The 15,674-nt window shown below is 64.1% G+C and carries 20 protein-coding genes; 15 read left to right on the forward strand and 5 right to left on the reverse strand.

From position 1 onward, the window contains the following. Positions 1-2: 2 nt before the first annotated feature. Positions 3-1,031: a uroporphyrinogen decarboxylase gene (gene hemE, locus B5X69_RS06055; RefSeq protein ID WP_079637790.1), complete on the reverse strand. Its 1,029-nt coding sequence runs from the start codon at positions 1,029-1,031 to the stop codon at positions 3-5. 340 nt (positions 1,032-1,371) lie between these two features. On the opposite strand from hemE, the gene B5X69_RS06060 reads away from it, so the two are divergent. The 12 genes from B5X69_RS06060 (at position 1,372) to B5X69_RS06115 (ending at position 9,721) form a co-directional block, all read left to right on the forward strand. Then, the gene (locus tag B5X69_RS06060) at positions 1,372-2,184 is read left to right on the forward strand and encodes a pyruvate, water dikinase regulatory protein (RefSeq protein ID WP_079637791.1); all 813 of its coding nucleotides are present in this window, start codon (positions 1,372-1,374) and stop codon (positions 2,182-2,184) included. Beyond that, entirely contained in the window at positions 2,181-2,780 is a 600-nt protein-coding gene (locus B5X69_RS06065; protein WP_079637792.1) for a Maf family protein, read from the forward strand. Before B5X69_RS06060 ends, B5X69_RS06065 begins: the two co-directional genes overlap by 4 nt. Further along, positions 2,777-3,592, forward strand: coding sequence for a shikimate dehydrogenase family protein (locus B5X69_RS06070; protein WP_079637793.1), 816 nt, complete (start codon positions 2,777-2,779; stop codon positions 3,590-3,592). Before B5X69_RS06065 ends, B5X69_RS06070 begins: the two co-directional genes overlap by 4 nt. A 68-nt stretch (positions 3,593-3,660) precedes the next feature. Further along, positions 3,661-4,212: a dephospho-CoA kinase gene (gene coaE, locus B5X69_RS06075; protein ID WP_245798630.1), complete on the forward strand. Its 552-nt coding sequence runs from the start codon at positions 3,661-3,663 to the stop codon at positions 4,210-4,212. A gap of 19 nt (positions 4,213-4,231) precedes the next feature. Next, complete coding sequence (gene dnaQ, locus B5X69_RS06080; RefSeq protein ID WP_079637795.1) at positions 4,232-4,933, forward strand: DNA polymerase III subunit epsilon; 702 nt, start codon at positions 4,232-4,234, stop codon at positions 4,931-4,933. Between the two features lie 47 nt (positions 4,934-4,980). Next, on the forward strand, positions 4,981-5,553 hold the full coding sequence (gene hpf / locus B5X69_RS06085) for a ribosome hibernation-promoting factor, HPF/YfiA family (RefSeq protein ID WP_079637796.1): 573 nt from the start codon (positions 4,981-4,983) through the stop codon (positions 5,551-5,553). A gap of 153 nt (positions 5,554-5,706) precedes the next feature. Beyond that, positions 5,707-6,171: a PTS sugar transporter subunit IIA gene (locus B5X69_RS06090; RefSeq protein ID WP_053555843.1), complete on the forward strand. Its 465-nt coding sequence runs from the start codon at positions 5,707-5,709 to the stop codon at positions 6,169-6,171. A 21-nt stretch (positions 6,172-6,192) separates the two neighbouring features. Next, positions 6,193-6,531 carry a DUF1491 family protein gene (locus tag B5X69_RS06095; protein WP_079637797.1) on the forward strand — a complete coding sequence of 113 codons (339 nt, stop codon included), beginning with the start codon at positions 6,193-6,195 and terminating at the stop codon, positions 6,529-6,531. A 194-nt stretch (positions 6,532-6,725) separates the two neighbouring features. Further along, complete coding sequence (locus tag B5X69_RS06100) at positions 6,726-7,400, forward strand: cell wall hydrolase (RefSeq protein ID WP_079637798.1); 675 nt, start codon at positions 6,726-6,728, stop codon at positions 7,398-7,400. Positions 7,401-7,521: 121 nt separating this feature from the next. Then, positions 7,522-8,151, forward strand: coding sequence for a DUF4136 domain-containing protein (locus B5X69_RS06105; protein WP_245798631.1), 630 nt, complete (start codon positions 7,522-7,524; stop codon positions 8,149-8,151). Then, positions 8,148-9,257 (forward strand): M14 family metallopeptidase, encoded by a 1,110-nt coding sequence (locus B5X69_RS06110; protein WP_079637800.1) that lies wholly within the window; start codon positions 8,148-8,150, stop codon positions 9,255-9,257. The genes B5X69_RS06105 and B5X69_RS06110 overlap by 4 nt, the downstream gene beginning before the upstream one ends. After that, positions 9,254-9,721, forward strand: coding sequence for a GNAT family N-acetyltransferase (locus B5X69_RS06115; protein WP_079637801.1), 468 nt, complete (start codon positions 9,254-9,256; stop codon positions 9,719-9,721). The genes B5X69_RS06110 and B5X69_RS06115 overlap by 4 nt, the downstream gene beginning before the upstream one ends. A 67-nt stretch (positions 9,722-9,788) precedes the next feature. Here the strand turns inward: B5X69_RS06115 and B5X69_RS06120 are convergent, their stop codons facing one another. Next, a complete protein-coding gene (locus B5X69_RS06120) occupies positions 9,789-10,244 on the reverse strand; it encodes an Hsp20 family protein (RefSeq protein WP_079637802.1) in 456 nt (151 codons plus the stop codon). Positions 10,245-10,433: 189 nt separating this feature from the next. Between B5X69_RS06120 and gpmA the strand changes: the two genes are divergently transcribed. Continuing rightward, positions 10,434-11,120 carry a 2,3-diphosphoglycerate-dependent phosphoglycerate mutase gene (gpmA, locus tag B5X69_RS06125; RefSeq protein WP_079637803.1) on the forward strand — a complete coding sequence of 229 codons (687 nt, stop codon included), beginning with the start codon at positions 10,434-10,436 and terminating at the stop codon, positions 11,118-11,120. A gap of 73 nt (positions 11,121-11,193) precedes the next feature. Then, positions 11,194-13,245, forward strand: a complete 2,052-nt coding sequence (locus tag B5X69_RS06130; RefSeq protein ID WP_245798633.1) for a DUF3857 domain-containing protein — start codon at positions 11,194-11,196, stop codon at positions 13,243-13,245. Here B5X69_RS06130 and dapD read toward each other — a convergent pair. From dapD to B5X69_RS06145, 3 genes are read right to left on the reverse strand one after another with little or no spacing between them, the layout of a single operon-like run. Further along, positions 13,223-14,065, reverse strand: a complete 843-nt coding sequence (dapD, locus tag B5X69_RS06135) for a 2,3,4,5-tetrahydropyridine-2,6-dicarboxylate N-succinyltransferase (RefSeq protein ID WP_079637804.1) — start codon at positions 14,063-14,065, stop codon at positions 13,223-13,225. The genes B5X69_RS06130 and dapD overlap by 23 nt on opposite strands. Then, positions 14,062-14,739: a pyrimidine 5'-nucleotidase gene (locus tag B5X69_RS06140; RefSeq protein WP_079637805.1), complete on the reverse strand. Its 678-nt coding sequence runs from the start codon at positions 14,737-14,739 to the stop codon at positions 14,062-14,064. The genes dapD and B5X69_RS06140 overlap by 4 nt, the downstream gene beginning before the upstream one ends. Positions 14,740-14,778: 39 nt before the next feature. Further along, positions 14,779-15,282: a DNA-deoxyinosine glycosylase gene (locus tag B5X69_RS06145; protein ID WP_079637806.1), complete on the reverse strand. Its 504-nt coding sequence runs from the start codon at positions 15,280-15,282 to the stop codon at positions 14,779-14,781. A gap of 123 nt (positions 15,283-15,405) precedes the next feature. Here B5X69_RS06145 and B5X69_RS06150 point away from each other — a divergent pair. Beyond that, a partial coding sequence (locus B5X69_RS06150; RefSeq protein ID WP_139375667.1) for a transposase family protein occupies positions 15,406-15,674 on the forward strand: 269 nt, incomplete at its 3' end.

A 15,674-nucleotide genomic window follows, 5' to 3' on the forward strand; every position in this document is an offset into this window, starting at 1 on the left:
GCCTACCCGCCTCGCACGCGTTCGATCAGATGCTCGACATGGGCGATCGGCGTGTCCGGAACAATGCCGTGCCCGAGATTGAAGATATGGGGACGCGCGGGGAAAGCTGCAAGGATGCGATCGATCGCTTCGTCGAGCGCCGCGCCGCCGGCGACGAGCGCCAGCGGATCGAGATTGCCCTGGACCGGCAGGTGCGGTGGCAGCACCGCGTCGGCCCAGCCGGGATCGACCGTCTCGTCAAGCCCGACCGCATCGACCCCGGTTTCATTGGCATAGGCCGCAAGCTTGCCGCCGGCACCCTTTGGAAAGCCGATCACCGGCGTGTCGGGGTGGAGCGTCTTCAGCCGGCGGACGATTTCGGCATTGGGCGCGATCACCCAGCGTTCGAACTGCGCGGGGCTGAGGCTCCCTGCCCAGCTGTCGAAAAGCTGGACCGCCTCGACGCCATTTTCGATCTGCCCCGAGAGGTAAGTCACTGTGACTTCGACGATCGCGTCGATGATTGCTTCGAAAGCGGAGGGGTTGCCATAGGCGAGGCGCCGCGCCGCGGCCTGATCCTTCGATCCCGCGCCGGCAACCATATAGGTCGCGACCGTCCATGGACTCCCCGCAAAACCAAGGAAGCTGGTTTCGGGCGGCAATGCTGCCGCGACCCGCGCAACGGTCGCGTAGACAGGTTCGAGCCGTTGCGGCGCTGCCTCCAGCGCTGCAAGAGTGCCGTCGATCAGCGGCGGTGCAAGCCGCGGCCCCTCGCCGGCCTCGAACCAGAGATCCTGCCCCAGCGCATGGGGGACAACGAGAATATCCGAGAAGAGAATTGCGCCATCAAATCCGAACCGCCGGATTGGCTGCAGCGTCACCTCGGCCGCCGCCTCTGAATCATAGCAGAGCTCGAGAAAGCCGCCCTTGGCTTCCCGCAGCGCGCGATATTCGGGTAGATATCGCCCTGCCTGGCGCATCAGCCAAAGCGCGGGCTGCTCCTGCCGCACTCCGCGCAGCGTTGCCAGCAAACTCTTCGGTGAAGCCTTCACGCGGGCCCTCTTTCTATCTTCATAACCATATATAGAGAATGATTGCGGTAGTTGTTGGCGGTCGAACAGCGCGGCTTTAGGCACCCACACCGCCTTTGCCAACAGCTTGACTCTTTGACCGGCTCCCCTTCGTCACAGAGTCGCTCCCTTATGTTCGCCTAATTCACAGCCTGTGGATAAGATTCACCTGCTGTGGAAAAAAGGTGGAGCGGAATCGGCAGCGGTGGGGATGATTTATGAATGCCCGTCCTGTCCCGCGGCTTGTGCCCGAATTTATCCACAGCGCTCGGTCACGTGTCTGCGCTTGCCTTTTTTTGCAGTGCATCGGAAAGCTCGGAGGATGAGCCGTCTTCACCTCCACCTCATATCCGATTCCACAGGCGAGACGCTTGAAAATATCGCCAAGGCGGCGATCGCGCAGTTCGATGATGTCGAGGTGGTGCGCCATTTCTGGCCGATGGTGCGATCCGAATCCCATCTCGATCGCATCATGGCCGAGGTGCAGGCGAGCCCCGGCATGATCCTCTTCACGCTCGTCAACGGCGAGCTACGTGCGAGTCTGGAACGGCGGGCGGCAACGCTGAACCTACCGACAGTTCCCGCACTCGACGCCGTCACCGATGCTCTTTCGCGAATGCTGGGACAGGAGGCGAAGGCGCGGCCAGGGCGCCAGCATGTGCTCGACGCCGCCTACTTCGCGCGCGTGGAGGCGATCCAGTTTACTGTCGCGCACGATGACGGGATTGGCTGGGAAAATTGGGAGCAGGCCGACATTGTTCTTGCGGGCGTGTCGCGTACCTCCAAGACACCGACAAGCATCTATCTCGCCAATCGCGGTTTCAAAGCCGCGAACATCCCGATCGTCCCCGAATCCCCGCCCCCCGACACGCTCTTTACGCTGAAGCGTCCTCTCGTCGTGGGGCTGACGACGGGAATCGACCGGCTCGTGCAGGTGCGTCGCAACCGCCTCTTGTCGCTCAATCAGGCGCCCGAGACTGCCTATGTTGACGAAGAGCGCGTCAGGGCTGAGCTCGCGTACGCGCGGCGCATGTTCGCCGACAATGGCTGGCCCGTGATCGATGTAACGCGCCGCTCGATCGAGGAAACCGCCGCCGCGGTCATCAAGCTGGTCGAGGACCGGGCCGCGGCATGAGCACGCTCGTTCTTGCGTCGCAAAGCAGCGGCCGTGCCGCGATGCTTCGAGCCGCCGGGCTTGAATTCGAACGGACCGCGGCGCATGTCGACGAGGAGGCCCTCACGGCCGCACTGCGCGCTGCCGGCCAGACTCCCCGCAATATTGCCGACGCGCTCGCCGAAGCGAAGGCGGTCAAGATTTCCTCGCGGCTTCCGGGCGTCATCGTGATCGGCGCGGATTCAACTCTTGCGCTCGACGACGGGACGATGCTGACGAAGCCTGAAAGTCCCGACGAAGCGGCGCAGCATCTGCGCCGAATGGCGGGGACGCGCCACCGACTGTTCAGCGCCGCGGTGGCCGCGCGCGACGGCGCCCCGGTGTGGCGCGCAATTGGCGAGGCGAAGCTGTGGATGCGCCCCTTGTCGGACGCCTTCATCGCCGACTATGTGAACCGCGAATGGGACAGCATCCGCTGGACCGTCGGCTGTTATGAGATCGAGGGAGCGGGCGTGCAACTGTTCGACCGGGTCGAGGGCGACCCTTGGACCATCATCGGCATGCCGATGCTTCCGCTGCTTGCCTGGCTGCGCGCGACCGGACTCGCCCCCTCATGAGCAGCCTTCCCTATGCCGAAGTGATAGGCGACCCGATCGCCCAGTCGAAATCGCCCCTGATCCACCGCTTCTGGCTCGATGCTCTCGGCATGTCCGGACTTTACGCCCGCGCGCATGTGACGCCCGAGGGGCTCGCCGCCTATATCGATGAGCGCCGCGCCGATCCCGCTTGGCGCGGCTGCAACGTCACCATGCCGCACAAAGAGGCGATCATGGAACTGGTCGATGACCCCGGCAACATCCGCTCTACGATCGGCGCGATGAACACGGTCGTGCACCAGAGTGACGGGTCTTTGATCGGCACCAATACCGATGCCGCGGGTTTCTTTGCCCCCCTCGCCGAAATCGACCTTGCCGGCGCGCCAGTCGTGGTGGTCGGTGCGGGCGGCGCAGCGCGCGCCGTCCTCTTTGCACTCGCACGTGCGGGCGTCGGGACGGTTACCATGCTCGCGCGCAGCCCCCTCAAGGCGATGGGCCTGCTTTCGACCTTCGGCCTCAAGGGCGAGGCTGCTGCACTCGACACACCGCTGCCCGCTGCGGCGCTTCTGGTCAATGCGAGCAGTCTTGGCATGGCCGGCCAGCCGGCGCTTGATCTCGACCTGACGCCGCTGCCCGAGGGGGCGATCGTGTACGACCTCGTCTATTCGCCGCTGCGCACAGGGCTGCTCCGGGCGGCCGAGGCGCGCGGTCTCGATCGTGTCGACGGGCTCGACATGCTGATGGGCCAAGCCGCGCTCGCCTTCGAGCTGTTCTTCGGCCAGTCGCCGCCTGAAGGACGCGATGACGAACTGCGCGCGTTGCTCATCGCGTGACGCATTATAAGCGACCGGCATCGCGGCTTCGCCGCCCTTTCATCCTCGGGCTCACCGGATCGATCGGCATGGGCAAGTCAACCGCCGCGGCCATGTTCGAGCGCGAAGGCGTGCCCGTTTTCGACGCCGATGCCGAGGTCCATCGGCTCCAGGGACCGGGCGGCGCCCTTGTTGGTGCGATCGAGGCGCGCTTTCCCGGCACCACCGGACCGCAGGGCGTCGACCGGCAAAAGCTCGGCGCGCGCGTGCTGGGCAATCGACACGAACTCGCCGCGCTCGAGGCGATCATCCATCCAGCTGTCAGCCGCGCGCAAAGGCGCTTTCTTTCGCGTCACCGCGCGCGCGATGTCGTCGTCCTCGACATTCCCCTGCTCTTCGAAAAAGGCGGCTTTCGCCGCGTCGGGGCGGTCGCCGTGGTCTCGGCGCCGCTCTGGATTCAGCGCCGCCGCGTCCTGCGCCGGCCTGGCATGAGCAAGGCAAAATTGAAGGCAATCCGCGCGCTTCAGGTGCCCGACCGTGTCAAGCGAGCCCGCGCCGATTTCGTGATCGAAACCGGGCGTCACAAAAGCGAGACCCATCGTCAGATTCGCGCCATCACCTCTTGTTTCCGCGCCCGATAAGGTCCAGATTGAAGCTTCGATGCGTGAGATTATTTTCGATACCGAAACGACGGGACTCGATCCTCGATCTGGACACCGGTTGGTCGAAATCGGATGTGTCGAACTGATCGACCGGCGCGAATCCGGGCGAACCTTCCACGCCTATTTTCACCCTGAGCGCGACATGCCGGCCGAAGCCGAAGCCGTCCACGGCCTGTCGATCCAGTTTCTTTCCGACAAGCCGCTGTTCGCGGAACGCGCCGACGAGCTGCTCGTGTTTTTGGGCGATGCGCCCATGGTCGCTCACAACGCCGCGTTCGACTTCGGATTTGTCAACGCCGAGCTTGAGCGCGCGGGCCGGCCACCGCTCGATATGGCGCGTATGTGCTGCACGGTCCAGATGGCGCGCAAACTCCATCCCGGGGCGAAGCACAGCCTTGACGCACTCTGCACCCGCTACGGGATCGATCGCAGCCATCGGGTCAAGCATGGCGCGCTGCTAGACGCGGAGCTGCTTGCCCATCTCTATATCGAAATGACCGGCGGCCGACAGATTGGTCTGGGGCTCGCGGCGGGCACAAACATTAGCGGTCGTACGACCGTGATATTGCCCGGCACCGCAACCGCTCCGTCCCGTCCGTTCCGTGAGCCGCGGCCGCACGCCGCAACTCCCGCCGAACTCGCGCGTCATGCAGAATTCGTGGCCACACTGCACCAGCCATTGTGGCACGATAGTCCGTGACGGCCGCCTCCGGCGGCGGCCGCTGAGACCCTCGAAGGAGAAGAGCAATGGAAATCCGCGTCTCTGGCCATCAGATCGAAACCGGCGAAGCGCTGCAGGCGCATGTGTCGGACCGGATGAACGCGATTGCCGACAAATATTTCTCGCGCGCGATTGGGGCGCACGCGATCTTTGGGAAAGGCCCGCATGACAGCTTCCAGTGCGACATTGTTGCGCACGTGATGCAGGGGCTTGTGCTCAAGGGGCACGGCCAGGCGCAGGACGCGCACGTCGCTTTCGAGGGTGCGGCCGAGCGCATCGAAAAGCAACTGAGGCGCTACATGCGACGGCTCAAGGACAAGAGCAGTCCGAGCCAGCCGTCCGCGACCCTCGACGAGATTCAGGACAATGCAAGCTATACTGTCTTCGACGCTGGCAGCGACGATGAGGAACCGGGCGACGCGCCGGCGATTGTCGCTGAAACGCGCGTCGATATTCCCACGGCCAGCGTCTCGGATGCGGTGATGATGCTCGACCTGCGCGACACCAATGCGCTGCTGTTCGTCAATGGGCGGACCGGCGCGCATAATATGGTGTATCGGCGCCGCGACGGCACGATCGGCTGGGTCGAACCGCAATAGAGGGCTGGATTTTCTCCGCCATTCGTCTTAAGGGCCGCGCCCATTGACGCCTAATGCCTGGATGGCGGGGCCTGCCACGACCGATCCGCGACCGATCGCCAATCCCCGATTCGGGCGGCTCGTCCCGACGCTTTGACAGATTTGATCAGACCCATGAACCTATCCTCTCTCCTCTATCCTGCGACCGTGCGTGCGCATGTGCAGCTCGATTCGAAGAAGGCGCTTTTCCCGTTCGTCGGCGATCTCGCGAGCCGCTCGCTCGGCCTTGACGCAGGCGAAGTCGCCGAAGCGCTCCTTGAACGCGAGCGCCTCGGCTCGACGGGATTCGGGCGCGGCATCGCGCTGCCCCACGCAAAGCTCGCCGACCTCACCGGGGTGCGCGGGCTGTTTCTGCAGCTTGCGAAACCCATCGACTTCCAGGCGGTGGACGGTCTTCCAGTCGATCTCCTCTTCGTGATCCTCTCGCCGCTCGACGCTGGCGCTGATCATCTGAAGGCGCTCGCGGGCGTGTCTCGGATGCTGCGTAACGAAGCCGTCGCAGAGCGGCTGCGCGGTGCGAAAAGCGACGAGGCGCTCTACGCGCTGCTTGCCGATTCCGAAACGCGTGACGCGGCCTGACGCCGCGCCCCCGATCCACCCATGAGCCGGTTGACGAGCCGCTTTCTCGTCGACCTGCTCCTCCGCCGGGCCGCGGCCGACGGAGGATTCGCCGCCGTGCTCGCGGCGGGCGATGAGCGGGCCGGGGCTATTCTCGTTCTGTGCCGCGACCGCAGCGCCCCCGGACCGCTTCTTGAACGGCGCTTCGCGCCATCCGGCGGCTATGTCTGGGACGCGGTGGGCCCCGAAGATCTCGCGGATTCGCAAGCCCAGTCCGCCTATGTCGAACGGCGCCGCAGCGCCGATCCCGACCTGTGGGTGATCGAACTGGATATCGCGGATGCGCCACGACTCGTCGCTGAATGGGGCGCACTCGCTTGACATTGCTGCGCCGCACAATAGCTGGCGCGCACCTCAGTAACGCGTAGGTCGTCCCGCGGATTTTCGGGCTTTGCCCAGAATTTCCGGCTGAACGGTTCGGACACGCAGTCGGATGATGACCGCAGGCGGCATACAGAATAGCTCCCGCCTGTCTTGAAAGTTCCGGTCCATCAGCCGCCCTTTTGACGGACAATATGAGTCGCATTCTCAACGCCGCCAGCCTGGCTGCCGTGGGCATGACCGTGGTTCCCATGCTGCTGCTGGCCGAACCCGGTTTCGCAACCGGCCTGGGCGCGGACGCCAATACCCCCACCATCCTTCTTCCGGGCGCCGAGGCGTCCCCCACGGCCGAAGCGGCCGATCCGTCGACCCCGACCGAAATGCCTGTCGACGGGAACGCCGAGACCGACGAGCAGCTCGCACCCGGCAGCGATGCCGCGGACAAGCCGGTTGCCGCCGCAACGCTTGCCGCGCTCGTCGATGCGACCCCGCCCCCCGCGACCATTGACCGCGAACTGCGGTGCCTTGCCGGAGCGGTCTATTTTGAATCGCGTGGCGAGTCGCTCGCCGGCCAGCTTGCGGTCGCGCGTGTGATCATCAATCGCGCCGAATCGGGCCGCTTCCCCGCGAGCTATTGCGGCGTTGTCCATCAGCGCAGCCAGTTCAGCTTCGTGCGTCAGGGCAGGATGCCGAAAATTCGTGAATCGAGCCGCCAGTGGCGCAATGCGCTTGCGATCGCGCAGATCGCGCGCGACGACCGCTGGAAGACCCAGGCGCCCGGCGCGCTCTTCTTCCACGCGCGCTATGTCTCGCCCGGCTGGCGCAAGACGCGCGTCGCGCAGATCGACAACCATATCTTCTATCGCTGAGCTGCCGGGGTGACGGTGCCCTGCCGGCCGGCGTACCGAGCCCAACCGGCGCGGCGCCGCCGAAGCAGCCGTTAGGCCGTTCATTGCCAAGCCAGCTTCTCTGGCGCATCATGCGGGCATGATGCGTCATCTTCCTGCCGTTCTGCTCGGCACCGCCACTCTCGCTCTCGGAGCCTGCGCGACCCCCGTTCCTCCCGTCGAGGTCACGCGCTTCCATACTGCCGCGCCGGCGGGTTGGGCGCCGGGGACGCGCTATGTTGTCGACAGCGCGCCGCTCGCCGATCCGGCCGCCATGAGCCCCGGCAGCCAGCCGTCGCTCGAATGGAACAGCTATCGCCTCGCGGTAGAGCGCCAATTGCAGCTGCAGGGCCTCGTCGCTGCCGAAGGCGCGAGTGAGAGCACCGTCCCCATAAAGGTCCGCATCGGCTTTGAGCGCAGCGATCACGCGGCGCCGGGAAAACGCTCGCCTGTGTCGGTCGGCGTCGGCGGGTCTACCGGCAGCTACGGCTCGGGCGTCGGACTTGGCATCGGCTTCAACCTGGGGGGGGGACCGCGCCAGATGCAGGATCTGCAGCTGAGCGTACGGCTTGACGATGCTGCAACTGGCCGCGCTTTGTGGGAGGGTCGTGCGATCTCCTCGGTGCCGGTGAAGGCCCCGGCCGCGCAACCGTCGCTCGCCGCCGCGAAATTGGCCGAAGCCTTATTCAAGGACTTCCCCGGCGAATCCGGACGCACTATCACCGTACCATGACAATCAGCATCAACGCCGCTTTCGATAGCGGCAACATCGTCGTGGAATCGGTCGACGGCACCGCCGCCCGCCTTTCGATCCGCAAGGACCGCGAATCCGACTTCTATCAATGGTTCCATTTTCGCGTGGCCTGCGCTGTGGGCGATGAACTTCAACTTGCCATCACAGGCCTTGCGGGCTCGGCCTATCCCGATGGCTGGCCGGGCTATGCTGCCTGCGCAAGCACCGACCGCGAAAACTGGTTCCGTCTCGACACCGAATATGCGGACGGCACGCTGACCATCCGGCATACCGCCGAAAGTCCCCTTTTGTGGGTCGCCTATTTTGCGCCCTATTCGATGGAGCGACATCACGATCTCGTGGCCTCGGTCGCCGAATGCGAAGGCGTTACACATCGCTGTCTTGGCACCAGCCTTGAGGGTCAGCCGATTGACTGCCTCGAAATGGGCACGGGGCCGGTACAGGTCTGGCTCTATGCGCGCCAGCACCCCGGCGAGAGCATGGCAGAATGGTGGATGGAAGGCGCGCTCGAGAAGCTCGTCGACCCCGCCGATCCTCATGCGCGCTCGCTGCGGCAGAAGTGCCGGTTGCACATTGTCCCGAACATGAATCCCGATGGCTCGCGCCGCGGCCATCTGCGTACCAACTATGCCGGCGTGAACCTCAACCGCGAATGGCACGATCCGTCGGCCGAGCGCAGCCCGGAAGTGCTTTGCGTGCTAGGCGCGATGGACGAGACCGGGGTCGACTGGGCGATGGACGTCCACGGCGACGAAGCGATTCCTGCGGTCTTCCTCGCGGGATTCGAGGGAATTCCATCGCTCAAGGACGAGCAGATGTCCAAGTTTCTCGCCTTTCAGGCGGCCCTCGCCAGGAACAGTCCCGATTTCCAGATAGAGCTCGGTTATGAACAGTCGGCGCCTGGCCAGGCAAATTTGACGATGTCGACCACTCAGCTCGCTGAGCGCTTCGGAGCGGTGTCGATGACGCTCGAAATGCCCTTCAAGGATAATCGCGACCTGCCCGATCCTGTTGCGGGCTGGTCACCCGAACGCTCCAAATTGCTCGCGCACGCCTGCCTGCAGACGCTGGACCAGATGCTGTGAGCGCTGCTTGGCGGATCGTCGAGGACGATCTGTCGGGCGCTGCGATCCGCGCGCTGCTCGAACGGCATTTCGCGGGGATGCTCGCAAATTCGCCTGCTGGAAGCTGCCACTTCCTCGATTTCGAGGGGTTGAAGGCGCCGGGTGTCACCTTCTGGTCGATTCATCTCGACGCCGAGCTTGCGGGCTGCGGCGCGCTCAAGATGCTCGATGCGCGCCACGGCGAGATCAAGTCGATGCGCACCGCCGATGGCTTCCTGCGCCGCGGCGTCGCAGCGCGGATGCTGGGCCATATCATGGCGGAGGCGAAAGCACGGGGGCTTGAGAGGCTGAGCCTCGAGACGGGCTCGGGCGCAGCATTCGAGCCGGCGCAAGCGCTCTATCGCCGTCACGGATTCGTTGAATGCGGGCCCTTTGGGGCCTATCGCCCCGACCCGTTCAGCCGCTTCATGACGCGGGCGCTCTAGATGGATAACGGGGCCCGGTCGCGAGACCGGACCCCGATCGTCGTCAGCTTGCCCGAATCGAGGCGCGTCAGGCGGCCTCCTTCTTGTCCTCAAGCACATGCTGCGTGCCGCCGATGGCGATCTTGTGCGGCTTCATCGCCTCCGGCACCTCGCGCACCAGGTCGATTGTCAGCAGCCCGTCGGCAAGGTCGGCGCGTTCGACGCGCACGAAATCGGCGAGCTGGAAGCGGCGCTCGAAGGCTCGCGTCGCGATGCCGCTATAGAGCAGTTTGCGCTCTTCACCTTCCTTCGTCGCCGCCTTGCGGCCGCTGACGGTCAGCATGTTCTGCTGGGCCGTAATGTCGATCTCGTCGTTCTTGAAGCCTGCGACGGCGACCGTGATTCGGAAGTGGTCGTCGGCGATCTTCTCTATATCGAACGGGGGGTAATTGTCCGCCGAGCCCGTGTTCTCAAGAAAGTCGAACAAGCGGTCGAAGCCGACGGTGGAGCGGCGATAGGGGGTCCAGTCCAAACTGTTACGCATGGGTCATTCCTTCCTTCAAAAAGCGAAGTCATGGGGCAGCGGCACCGCGCCGCAGCCTCCTCCAGCCCCGTCGCGGCGGCTGGATGACACCAATCTGGTAACCGCCGAAACCATTTCAAGAGGGGTGTTGGCCTTCGGGAGAAAGCCTGGCTAAAGGGCGGCGAATCCCCTCCTGCCAAAGGACCGCTCATGCCGCAGCTTATCCTCATCCGTCACGGCCAGTCGCAATGGAATCTTGAGAATCGCTTCACCGGCTGGTGGGACGTCGACGTCACCGAAAAGGGCGCCGCCGAGGCATGGGCGGCGGGCGAATTGATGAAGGCGAAGGGGATCGCCCCGGCGACCTGCTTCACCTCGGTCCAGACGCGCGCGATCAAGACGCTGAACATCGCGCTTGAGGCGATGGGGCGGTTGTGGTTGCCCGTGACGAAGGACTGGCATCTCAACGAGCGTCACTATGGCGGTCTCACGGGCCTCGACAAGGCCGAGACCGCGGCGAAGCACGGCGACGAACAGGTGAAGATCTGGCGTCGCAGCTTCGATACGCCGCCGCCGCCGCTCGACGCGGGCTCGCCATATGACCTTGCTGGCGACCCGCGCTATGCGGGCATAGACATCCCCGCAACCGAAAGCCTGAAGGACACGATTGCCCGCGTCCTCCCTTATTATGAAAGCGCGATTGCGCCCGAACTGCGGGCGGGGAAAACGGTGCTGATCTCGGCGCACGGCAACAGCTTGCGCGCGTTGGTCAAGCATCTCTCGGCTATTTCGGACGCCGACATCACGAGTCTCGAAATCCCGACGGGTCAACCGATCGTTTATGAGCTCCACGACGATCTGACTTCGCGCGAGCGCTATTATCTGAACGAGCGATAAGACCCTATTTCCATCCTCCCCTTGCGCTCGGGCAAGGTTTCGACATGATGTCAGGAAATTATGGGGGGTTGAATTGGGCAAAAGGGGTTGGATCGCGCTCGCGCTCGCGCTCGCGCTCGCAAATGAGGCAGAGGCCGAGGACGATCGGGTTAAGCGGGGACCCGCGCCGGAATGGGTGATTCCATCGGAGCTGATGCCCGTGCCTGAAGGGGTGAGCGGGACGCTTTTCGTCCGCCGCCAAGATATTCTGGCGCATCTCGACGATGAGGGACAGGCGCATTATCTCGGCTACCGGATGCGGATTTTGCATCCCAATGCGCTCCAACTGGGCAATATCTCGATCGCCTGGAATCCCGCCTCGGGCCCACCCGTCGTACACGCGATCAACGTGCACCGCGACGGCGAGACGATCGACGTGCTCAAAAACGCATCCTTCGAGATTTTGCGCCGCGAGGATCAGCTCGAGGCGGCCATGCTCGACGGAGAGTTGACCGCTGTATTGCGTGTGCCCGACCTGCGCGTCGGCGACGAACTTGAAGTCGGCCTCACCACACGAACGACCGACCCCACGCTCGTCAAGCAGGATTCGGGCCTGCTTGTTCTTCTTCCCAGTCCACAGCCTGGCCGTATCCGGATGGGCCTGAGCTGGGACGAGGGCCAGAAACCCGGCATCCAGATGACGTCCTATATGGCGGCGGCTGCACGGACCGGTGAGCGAGGCATTGATTTTCTTTTTGACAATCCGGAAACACTGGTCCCGCCGAAGGACGCGCCTGCGCGCTACCAGTGGCAACGTGTGGTCGAGTATAGCGATTTCCCGGATTGGGCGACCGTGTCGCGGCATTTTGCCCCGCTGTACGCCAAAGCGGCGCACATTCCGGAGGGGTCGCCGCTCAAGGCCGAGGCGCGCCGGATCGCCAACATGCATACGCGCCCGCTTGACCGGGCGGCCGCGGCGCTCAAGCTTGTTCAGCAGGATGTCCGCTATATCTACGTGGGACTGGGAAACGGTAATCTGACCCCCGCCGCCGCCGACGAAACCTGGAAGCGCCGCTATGGCGATTGCAAGGGCAAAACCGCACTCTTGCTGGGCCTTCTCGCCGAGCTCGGGATCGAGGCGGAAGCGGTCGTCGTCAACAATCAGGGAAATGATGACGGTTTCGATGAGCGTCTGCCGAACCCGGGACTTTTCGATCATGTTCTCGTACGTGCGCAAATCGACGGTACGCCATATTGGCTGGACGGAACGATGCCGCCGGTGGCGACACCGTCGACCGATCCGGTCATCGATTATCGGTGGGTCCTGCCACTGACGGCGCGCGGCGGAACGCTCGAGAAGCGCGAATGGCGGCCGGCGGGCACGCCGGACGAGGTCACGCTATACGAGATCGACGCGCGAGCAGGCTTCGACCGGCCGGCGCGCGTGACGAACACCATCATCACCCGGGGCATCGCTGGTCTCCAACAGCAAGTGCAGATGTCGAGCCTCAGCGCCGACCAGTTGCTTGGGGTGCTACGCCGGGAAATGGTCGGCAGTACCTGGCAGACGGTGGACGAAGCCGAATGGCATTATGATCAAAAGGCCCGGGCGAGCGTGTTGAAGATCGTGGGTAGCTGGGAGGTCGCCTGGGAAAGCGACGGTGGTGGGGCCCGGTCGCTGGCGCTGCCGGGCGGAGGCTTCAACCCGCCCGAGAAGCGGGTACGCCCGCCCGAACAGAATCAGGATCTGCCCTATTACAACGCTCCTGAATTTGATTGCCGGGTTACGACGGTTCGCCTTCCCACCACCACCAATGCCGCCGATTGGACGTTCAAGTCCGGATTTGACACTCGGATCTTCGGGAAAAATTATTATCGCGCATTCGACATTCGAGACGGGTCCATCCGCATGATTCGAGGTCTTCGCGTCGAGGAACGGGAAATCGATGCGGCCCGTGCGCGACGCGATAACGGACGGATCGCCGGTTTCGACAACAGCAAGGGCTGGATCTTTTACGATCCGCTCGGTGGGGCTTCACCGAGCTCCGCGCGCAAGTTTGTGCCTGCCACTTACGACTTGGATTGGACCGCCGACATCGTTTCCTGCCTGTCGCCGGCGACGATCAATCACGCAGAAGCTCGTTGATCGCCGTCTTGGTCCGGGTCTGCGCATCGACGCGCTTCACGATCACCGCGCAATAGAGCGACGGTCCGGGCGTTCCGTCGGGGAGCGGCTTGCCAGGTAGTGAACCGGGAACGACGACGGCATAGGACGGGACTTCGCCGATGTAGACCTCGCCGGTCGCGCGGTCGACGATCTTGGTCGAGGCGCCGAGATAGACGCCCATTGACAGCACTGCGCCCTCGCGCACGATCACGCCCTCGGCGACCTCGGCGCGCGCGCCGATGAAGGCGCCGTCCTCAATCACCACCGGGCCGGCCTGCAAGGGTTCAAGAACGCCGCCGATCCCGGCGCCGCCCGACAGGTGGACGTTTGCGCCGATCTGCGCGCAGCTGCCTACCGTTGCCCAGGTGTCGACCATCGTCCCATCGCCGACGCGGGCGCCAATGTTGACGAAGCTCGGCATCAGCACCGCCCCCTTGCCGATATGCGCGCCGTGGCGAACGATCGCGCCCGGCACGGCGCGGAAGCCCGCGTCGCGAAAGCGATTCTCGCCCCATCCCGCAAATTTGGACGGCACCTTGTCCCACCAGGTCGCGCCGCCCGGCCCGCCCTCGATGATCGCCATGTCGTTGAGGCGGAAGGAGAGCAGCACCGCCTTTTTCAGCCACTGGTTGACCTGCCATACGCCGGCGGCGTCACGTTCTGCCACGCGAAGGCTGCCGTCATCGAGTCCCGCGAGTGCCGCCGCAACCGCTTCGCGCACCGGTCCCTGCGTCGTCACCTCCAGCGTGTCGCGGACCTCCCAAGCGGCTTCGATCGTCGTCTGCAGGTCACTCGTCATGAAAATTCCCAAGGTAAAGGCAAACTGTCGAGCCAGTCGGCGATGTCGTTGACGTGAAAGTCGACATGCTCCGGCCGGTGATCGCGATGGCCGCTTTCGCTACCATTGTCCAGCCACACCGTGGTCATTCCCAGGGCTTTCGCCGGGGAGAGATTGCGCGCCATATCTTCGACGAACAGGCTCTTCGCAGGGTCTATGCCGAGATGCCCGACCATCGCCGCATAGGCCGAGGCCTCCGGTTTGGGGGTATAGGCTGTCACGCGGATGTCGCAGATCCCGTCAAACAGGTCGGCGATTCCACGTGCATCGAGCACCCGCGCGGCATAGTCGGCATCGGCATTGGTGTAGATATACCGCCGCCCCGGCAAGCGTTCGAGCCCTGCGCGCAGGCGCGCATCGGGTGCGATGCGATCGAGCGCAATCGCATGGACGTCGGCAAGGAAATGCTCGGGATCAACGCCGTGATGGCGCATCAGCCCCGCCATCGTTGTGCCATGATCGTGGAAATAGCCCTTCTGTACCCGTCGAGCCTCCTGGGCATCGCAGCCCAGAAGTCGCATGATGAAGGCGCCCATACGATCGTCGATCAGGTCGAACAGCTTCGCTGACGGCGGATAGAGCGTATTGTCGAGATCAAAGATCCAGCTGTCGATATGGTCGATGCGGCGAAACATGGCACGCCGCTTAGAAGCTCGGGTCAGCGGCGGCAAGCATCAGCCGCTTAGCGCCTCGCGCAGCCGCATCCATTGAGCGAGTTTGGCCTCGAAGCCGATTGTGTGCGCAGCGCTGCTCGAGGGGAGGTCGACCAGGGTGATGGAGCCGGCGGCGGTAGCCAATTGGCGTCGTCCGATCGCTGCGGCCTTGCCGCCGTTAAAGGCAATCATGCAAAGGTCTGGCAGTGTTTGGATCAGCTCCGAAAGATCGTGCGCTTCGGCATCGCGGATGTCGCCGTCGCTGCTCGTACGGCGCGCGGCGGTGCGGATCACGTCCCATAGACCGATCCGCGCCGCGGCGAGCTGGGCGAGACGCGCGTCGTAGGAAAGTGACGCGAGGGGGCGCCCGGTGACTGCGCCGAGAAGCCGCCAGAACTGGTTCGTCGGATGGGCATAATATTGCCGCGCAGCGAGCGAGCGGGCGCCGGGCAGGCTGCCGAGGATCAGCAGCCGGGCGCCGGATGCGACGTGCGGGGCGAAGCTGATGTGGCGGACGGAAGGCATTGTCCCTTCGCTATCGGGCGGACTCGTGCACCGCAAGCTCAGGGGAATCGCATTTGAAAAATATAGTAGCGCGATGAGTTGATATGGATTCTTTGGGTGTCCTTCATAGTAAGGAGGATATCCATGTCCTGGTTTGCCGCGGCGTTTGATGATCTTCGCGATCCGCGAACGGGCAACGCGCGGCGTCACGATCTGCTGGAAGTGCTGACGATGGCGCTGACGGCGTCGATCTGCGGGGCGGAGAGTTGTTCGGATTTTGCGGATTTCGCGGTGGATCGCGAGGATCTGTTCCGGGAGTTTCTGCGCCTTGAGAATGGGGTTCCCAGCCATGACACCTTCTCCCGGATTTTCCGGCTGCTGGATCCGGCAGCCTTTGCACGCTGCTTCGAGCA

This window comes from Sphingopyxis flava (genome assembly GCF_900168005.1).
GTDB classification, from domain to species: domain Bacteria; phylum Pseudomonadota; class Alphaproteobacteria; order Sphingomonadales; family Sphingomonadaceae; genus Sphingopyxis; species Sphingopyxis flava.

Coding starts and splice junctions, on each gene's coding strand:
- B5X69_RS06090 (WP_053555843.1), top strand. CDS start 5,707: ATGAACCTATCCTCTCTCCTCTATCCTGCGACCGTGCGTGCGCATGTG.
- B5X69_RS06105 (WP_245798631.1), top strand. CDS start 7,522: ATGCGTCATCTTCCTGCCGTTCTGCTCGGCACCGCCACTCTCGCTCTC.
- B5X69_RS06070 (WP_079637793.1), top strand. CDS start 2,777: ATGAGCAGCCTTCCCTATGCCGAAGTGATAGGCGACCCGATCGCCCAG.
- hpf (WP_079637796.1), top strand. CDS start 4,981: ATGGAAATCCGCGTCTCTGGCCATCAGATCGAAACCGGCGAAGCGCTG.
- dapD (WP_079637804.1), bottom strand. CDS start 14,065: ATGACGAGTGACCTGCAGACGACGATCGAAGCCGCTTGGGAGGTCCGC.
- B5X69_RS06145 (WP_079637806.1), bottom strand. CDS start 15,282: ATGCCTTCCGTCCGCCACATCAGCTTCGCCCCGCACGTCGCATCCGGC.
- gpmA (WP_079637803.1), top strand. CDS start 10,434: ATGCCGCAGCTTATCCTCATCCGTCACGGCCAGTCGCAATGGAATCTT.
- B5X69_RS06060 (WP_079637791.1), top strand. CDS start 1,372: ATGAGCCGTCTTCACCTCCACCTCATATCCGATTCCACAGGCGAGACG.
- dnaQ (WP_079637795.1), top strand. CDS start 4,232: ATGCGTGAGATTATTTTCGATACCGAAACGACGGGACTCGATCCTCGA.
- B5X69_RS06100 (WP_079637798.1), top strand. CDS start 6,726: ATGAGTCGCATTCTCAACGCCGCCAGCCTGGCTGCCGTGGGCATGACC.
- coaE (WP_245798630.1), top strand. CDS start 3,661: ATGGGCAAGTCAACCGCCGCGGCCATGTTCGAGCGCGAAGGCGTGCCC.
- B5X69_RS06110 (WP_079637800.1), top strand. CDS start 8,148: ATGACAATCAGCATCAACGCCGCTTTCGATAGCGGCAACATCGTCGTG.
- B5X69_RS06095 (WP_079637797.1), top strand. CDS start 6,193: ATGAGCCGGTTGACGAGCCGCTTTCTCGTCGACCTGCTCCTCCGCCGG.
- B5X69_RS06140 (WP_079637805.1), bottom strand. CDS start 14,739: ATGTTTCGCCGCATCGACCATATCGACAGCTGGATCTTTGATCTCGAC.
- B5X69_RS06065 (WP_079637792.1), top strand. CDS start 2,181: ATGAGCACGCTCGTTCTTGCGTCGCAAAGCAGCGGCCGTGCCGCGATG.
- B5X69_RS06120 (WP_079637802.1), bottom strand. CDS start 10,244: ATGCGTAACAGTTTGGACTGGACCCCCTATCGCCGCTCCACCGTCGGC.